Raw genomic sequence first — 5,085 nt, forward strand, 5'->3', positions numbered from 1 at the left:
TAATGCTAAACGGAATTTTACAGGAACGTACCATAAAATCAAGAAAAAATATCTGCAACTTTATCTAAACGAGTTTGTTTACAAGTTAAATCGAAGATATTTTGGTGAGCGAATCTTTGATAGACTAGTAATAGCAAGCATTACAGCTAATGGACACTAAACGGATATACAAATTATTTAATTAAAGTTCTAGTTTTGGTGTCTAAGAGCAACTAATAAATATCAATGAATAAAGATAATATTCCTAACAACATACAATCTGTTATTCACAGAATAAAGTTTATAGATATGCTCTATTCTAATAGAGTAAATTTCCAAGGACCATTAAATTATAATCTTGAATACGATTTTCATCCATTTCAACACTTTTATAGTACTATTAATTATTTACTATTAACATGCCTTGATACACTATCAGAAAAGGAAAAATTTGAGGATTTTGACATTTGGGTAAAAAAAGAAAATAATCTTGAAAGAGATCAAATACTTGAAAATTTTGATAGTAATAAATTAAACTATAAAGAATTAACTCAAAATTTATATTCGAAATACAAAGAAAAACATGGTATAGTTAAATCTATTAGAAATTTTGTTTTTAACGAATTGAAAACTGAAACTAGAGTAAAACTTTTTAATAGCATTAGCGTAATAAAATACTCTAAAATAAAAGGTAAAGAGGTAAAACAAGAAATAATTGATGATAATAAAATTTTTAAATATTTACTTGATGTGCGTAACAAGTTCACACATTCAGCATTTATTTTTGCTGGATGGGACGACAATAGTCCAATGATTGGTGCGCCTACTAATTTTATGCTATGGGATGGTAAAATTGGTAATGTATCACAGAATTGGACAAAAGTTGAACAAACAAAATTTACTTATAAAAACGTTACGTTGAAAGGGTGGCCATATATTATTAGAGAAGTTTTAGCAGATTATATTTATGATAAATATAAAATAGATATTAGTCTAAAAACTATAAAGTTAAAAGAATATAGAGGGGAATATAATTTTGACTTACTTTGGTCTGAATATGATAAAATCCTTTTAGCTAAAAGAGAGGATGGTAAAAATATATTTGTTGGGGGAAGTGCTTTTAAAAGTGCTAAAGAAGCAATTTATTTTATGGATTGTAAAGTAGGTGATGCAATTAAATTAGATAATCCTAGTAAATATGGAATAAAGTCTGGAGATGTTTATTTATTGGAATTTAGTAAATATAAGTATTTAAATCCTGTTAATGATTTAATTGGTACTGTAATTTCAGAAAGTGGTAAAAAGTATTTTGTTAGATATAATAAACCAGAGAGAATGTTCCTATTTAGTCAGGTGTTTGGTAGTACTTGGGCATGCAGAGAAATAGAAGATACAGATTATTTGACTATTTTGGACAGGGCATTATTGGCAATTAATGATAATGAAAAAGCTGAGGGGAACTAGAATTTTGTAATTAGGATATTTTTTCATATTTTGAATTTTGTTTAGATGTTTTTGTGATTCAGAAACTCTTTATTCTACATAATTTTTATTTTCAATTGTCCTCAAATTCTGACTTACGTCAAATTTATTATAATTTTCCTACTCAAAAATTTCACTCGTTAGCTTAAGTAATTAACGAGTTTTTCTTGTGTGTTGGTCATACGTTGCCTAACGTTTTTGAATAAGGTTAGTTGCGTGTTTTGAGCAGTGAATTTAGTAAATAAAACACGAACCAAGAAAGTCCGTTTGGACCTTCATAATTTAGCCAAAACCAGCAATTAATTTTATACGGCAAATCGTTTTTATTTTATTGTTCCAATTCCGATTAATAAGGTTACGACAATTATAGTCAAAAGTCCGAATGAGAATAATTTATCTGAACCTTTTACTTGTGGATTTTTTGCTCCAAATCCATCATTTATTTCGTCCGAATATCTCAAAAATAGAATAAAGTCCCTTTGATGAATATTTTCACTTATCCGCTTGAAAATACGGTCAGAAATCCAATAAATTATTGGCACGCAAAATCCGAAATACATAATTCGATCGCTCCTAAATTCAGATTCGGAATATAAAAATCCAAAAAGTCCAAAGGCCAAAAGTCCAATACAAATCAGCCAAACTATTTTTTCGGTCATCCATTTCTTTTTTCTTGTGTAAAGAATGAAGAAACTAATTCCGAGTGCTATTCCAATTCCAATTAGGCTACTGTCCAATTCTTTAAATTTTAATCTCTTGAAAAATTATCAACGTTACTAATAATATCCTCTTTTAACCATCCAGAGAATTTTTCATTCAAAATATCAATTTCTATTTGAACTGACTCGTCTAATTCTTGTCCTGTTTTCCCCTTTTGTAATTCTACAATTTGAACTTGTCTTTTGAGAATTGCTTTTAGATGATAACTATTCATCAAGTTTGTTGAGTGAATGCTCCCCAAAAAGCACCAATGTCAATATTAAATTTCGGATTGTTCATTAAATCTTCAATATCCATTTTTGGAATTTTTAGAGTTTCTTTTAATGTTGTGTAACGATTAGTATATGAAAAGTAGGCTATTTCGAAGCACCAAACTTTCAATTAATCACAAAGTTCGATACGAGCCAAAAGCCTTGAATTTACTACTGCTTCGACTATTTTTTATATACATTGTTATAGCCTGTGTTTCTTTTTATCGAAGTTGTTTTAGGTTTGTGAGAACGAAGTCGTCAAAAGATTTTGGCTCTTGTCCTGTGATAATTTTTACCCAATCAGTTGTCTTAGGTGTCTTTTGAAATCTTGGAAAGTAATGCAACATAATCATTACTAAAATTAGCATTGTTGGCATATTTTCCTTTCGTTTGGTCAAAAAGAACTGTAACAAATTAGGTGAAATAAATTTTATAGTCTTTCCAATTCCTTTACTAATTTTTTCAGCCATTTCAGCAAATGTCAAGGTTTCATTATTAGTTAATTCATAGCTCTTATTGATATGATTTTTCGGTTCGATTAACACTTTTGCTGTCACAGAACCAATATCTTCTACGTCTATTACTGTAAATTTTGCTTGTCCTGATGGCAAATAAATTCTATGATTATTCACTAAGTCATTACGTAAAGTCGAAGTGAAATTTTGCATAAAATAGGCAGGTCGTAAAAATGTGTACGGAATTTTACTGTCAACAATTAATTTTTCAATTTTATGATGCGGTATAATTTTACTATTCTCAACACTTTGCACAGATAAAAAGACAATGTGCTTTATTGAAGATTCCTTTGCTGTTTCAATGAGTGGTTTAAAATATTTTTTAACGTCTGAAATTTGTGGTGGTCGAAGTAAAAAAAGCACATCAATATCTTTTAAGGCAGACAGAAACGTTTCAATATTCGTAAAGTCAAATTTGATTGTCTTAATGTTGAAATTTGAGAGCTTCTCATTGCCGAATTCTGTATCCCTTACACCTGCATGTATTTCGAGTTTATGGTCAAGTTTTTTTAAAGAAGATAAAACTTCAATTCCAACATTTCCTGTCGCCCCTGTAACTAATACTTTTAACATCATTTTATGATTTAGTATTACTGATAATTTCGTTTTCATATTCAATTGCAAAGTTCCGCATTTCAGCAATCAGTGGCATTATCTTACGCCCAATAGAGGTTAATTCATATTCTACCCTTGGAGGAACTTCACCAAAATTTTTGCGAATAACCATGCCGCTATCACACAATGTTTTTAGTTCTTGTATTAGCATTTTCTCGCTGATATCTGGTATTACTCTTTTTAATTCTGAAGGCCTTAAAGATTGAGGAGCTAATTGAAACAAAATGAGAAGTTTCCATTTGCCACTTAGCAAATCGGTTGTGGTTCTAATCGGACACCTTGCCGTTATTTTTAATGCTTTACTTTTCATACTTACCAAAATGTTAGTACTATATTATTATTATGGTACATCAAAAGTAGATACTTTTGGAGTCTTATCAATTTATAGATAAAATTTTTTATTAATAGTCATTCTTATTATAAACTTAATTAGCTATAAATCTCAGGAAAAAATGAAAATAGTGTACGTATATGATGCTTTATGTGGATGGTGTTATGGTTTTTCACCCGTGATAACACAATTTCAAGAAAAGTACAAAGACAGTCTAAGTTTTGAAGTTATATCTGGCGGAATGATAACAGGTGGTAGAATAGGACCAATTGGTGAAGTTGCATCTTATATAAGTTGGGCATATAAAGGTGTTGAAAAAGCAACGGGTGTAAAATTTGGTAGCGAATTTCTAAACAAAACCTTAAAAAACGGTGATGCCATTTTTACATCGGTACCAACTGCAATTGCTTTATCGGTATTTAAAAATTTAGACCCAAACAATAATATTCGATTCGCATCCGCCTTACAAAGAGCCATTTATTATGATGGAATAGAGCCCGAAAATCTTGATGCTTATGGTCAAATTGCGTTGAAGTTTGGTTTAGATGCCAAGTCGTTTGTTCTAAAAATGAAAGACCCTTTGTATAAGAAGTTGGCTGAAGATGATTTTAAAAAATCTGCCGAGTTAAATGTATCAGGATATCCAACAATATTTATAAAAATTAATGGGACATATCAAAAGATAGGAAGTGGATATATACCATTTAGCGAATTAAAAAGTAATTATTTATCAATTAAAAAGAGAATGAAATGAAAAAGAAAATAGCATTATTTGGTGCATCAGGTCAAACAGGCCAACATTTTTTAGAATTGGCTCTTGAAAGAGGTTCTGAAGTTAAAGCATTGGCAAGAAACCCAAAAAGTATAAGTCAAGTCAATCCTAATTTTGAAGTTTATATGGGAGACGTTCTCAATATTGATGATGTTAGACAAGTAATTGAAGATGCTGATATTGTTGTAAGTTTATTTGGACACGTTAAAGGTTCACCCGAATGGTTACAAACTGATGGAACCAAAAATATAGTTCAAGCAATGAAAGAAAAAAATATCAAAAGAATAATTTCTCCTGTTTTCGTCGCTGGGACACCCAAGTTAGAAATCGAATAATTTCGCTAAATTTTGTTGCTGCTCGGAGTTGATTATGGTGGTGTAAGTTATTTCCTTGGTAACAGGGTGTTTTACTTTTACGGCA

8 protein-coding genes are annotated in these 5,085 nt (G+C 30.0%); 4 read left to right on the top strand and 4 right to left on the bottom strand.

Translation table 11 applies throughout. From position 1 onward, the window contains the following. Window positions 1–160, top strand: a 160-nt coding sequence (locus tag ESY88_RS20225) for a transposase (RefSeq protein WP_147089840.1), incomplete at its 5' end; no start/stop codon positions are given. A gap of 65 nt (window positions 161–225) precedes the next feature. Further along, the gene (locus ESY88_RS20230; protein WP_147088509.1) at window positions 226–1,443 is read left to right on the top strand and encodes a hypothetical protein; all 1,218 of its coding nucleotides are present in this window, start codon (window positions 226–228) and stop codon (window positions 1,441–1,443) included. A gap of 341 nt (window positions 1,444–1,784) precedes the next feature. On the opposite strand, the gene ESY88_RS20235 is transcribed toward ESY88_RS20230, so the two are convergent. From ESY88_RS20235 to ESY88_RS20250, 4 genes are all read right to left on the bottom strand, one after another. Continuing rightward, window positions 1,785–2,198, bottom strand: a complete 414-nt coding sequence (locus tag ESY88_RS20235) for a hypothetical protein (protein ID WP_147088510.1) — start codon at window positions 2,196–2,198, stop codon at window positions 1,785–1,787. Between the two features lie 11 nt (window positions 2,199–2,209). Then, on the bottom strand, window positions 2,210–2,395 hold the full coding sequence (locus ESY88_RS20240) for a hypothetical protein (RefSeq protein WP_147088511.1): 186 nt from the start codon (window positions 2,393–2,395) through the stop codon (window positions 2,210–2,212). A gap of 258 nt (window positions 2,396–2,653) precedes the next feature. Further along, on the bottom strand, window positions 2,654–3,520 hold the full coding sequence (locus ESY88_RS20245) for an NmrA family NAD(P)-binding protein (RefSeq protein WP_147088515.1): 867 nt from the start codon (window positions 3,518–3,520) through the stop codon (window positions 2,654–2,656). Window positions 3,521–3,524: 4 nt separating this feature from the next. Next, entirely contained in the window at window positions 3,525–3,872 is a 348-nt protein-coding gene (locus ESY88_RS20250) for a winged helix-turn-helix transcriptional regulator (RefSeq protein ID WP_147088512.1), read from the bottom strand. 142 nt (window positions 3,873–4,014) lie between these two features. On the opposite strand from ESY88_RS20250, the gene ESY88_RS20255 reads away from it, so the two are divergent. Both ESY88_RS20255 and ESY88_RS20260 read left to right on the top strand, forming a co-directional pair. After that, window positions 4,015–4,647, top strand: a complete 633-nt coding sequence (locus ESY88_RS20255) for a DsbA family protein (RefSeq protein WP_147088513.1) — start codon at window positions 4,015–4,017, stop codon at window positions 4,645–4,647. Then, complete coding sequence (locus ESY88_RS20260; protein ID WP_147088514.1) at window positions 4,644–5,000, top strand: NAD(P)-dependent oxidoreductase; 357 nt, start codon at window positions 4,644–4,646, stop codon at window positions 4,998–5,000. The genes ESY88_RS20255 and ESY88_RS20260 overlap by 4 nt, the downstream gene beginning before the upstream one ends. The last annotated feature ends 85 nt before the right edge of the window (window positions 5,001–5,085 follow it).

Origin of the sequence: Subsaximicrobium wynnwilliamsii (assembly GCF_007997225.1) — a bacterium.
GTDB lineage: Bacteria > Bacteroidota > Bacteroidia > Flavobacteriales > Flavobacteriaceae > Psychroserpens > Psychroserpens wynnwilliamsii.

Bases quoted from the DNA above. Each gene is read 5' to 3' on its own strand.
- ESY88_RS20230 (WP_147088509.1), top strand. From the start codon at position 226: ATGAATAAAGATAATATTCCTAACAACATACAATCTGTTATTCACAGA.
- ESY88_RS20250 (WP_147088512.1), bottom strand. From the start codon at position 3,872: ATGAAAAGTAAAGCATTAAAAATAACGGCAAGGTGTCCGATTAGAACC.
- ESY88_RS20240 (WP_147088511.1), bottom strand. From the start codon at position 2,395: ATGAATAGTTATCATCTAAAAGCAATTCTCAAAAGACAAGTTCAAATT.
- ESY88_RS20260 (WP_147088514.1), top strand. From the start codon at position 4,644: ATGAAAAAGAAAATAGCATTATTTGGTGCATCAGGTCAAACAGGCCAA.
- ESY88_RS20255 (WP_147088513.1), top strand. From the start codon at position 4,015: ATGAAAATAGTGTACGTATATGATGCTTTATGTGGATGGTGTTATGGT.
- ESY88_RS20245 (WP_147088515.1), bottom strand. From the start codon at position 3,520: ATGTTAAAAGTATTAGTTACAGGGGCGACAGGAAATGTTGGAATTGAA.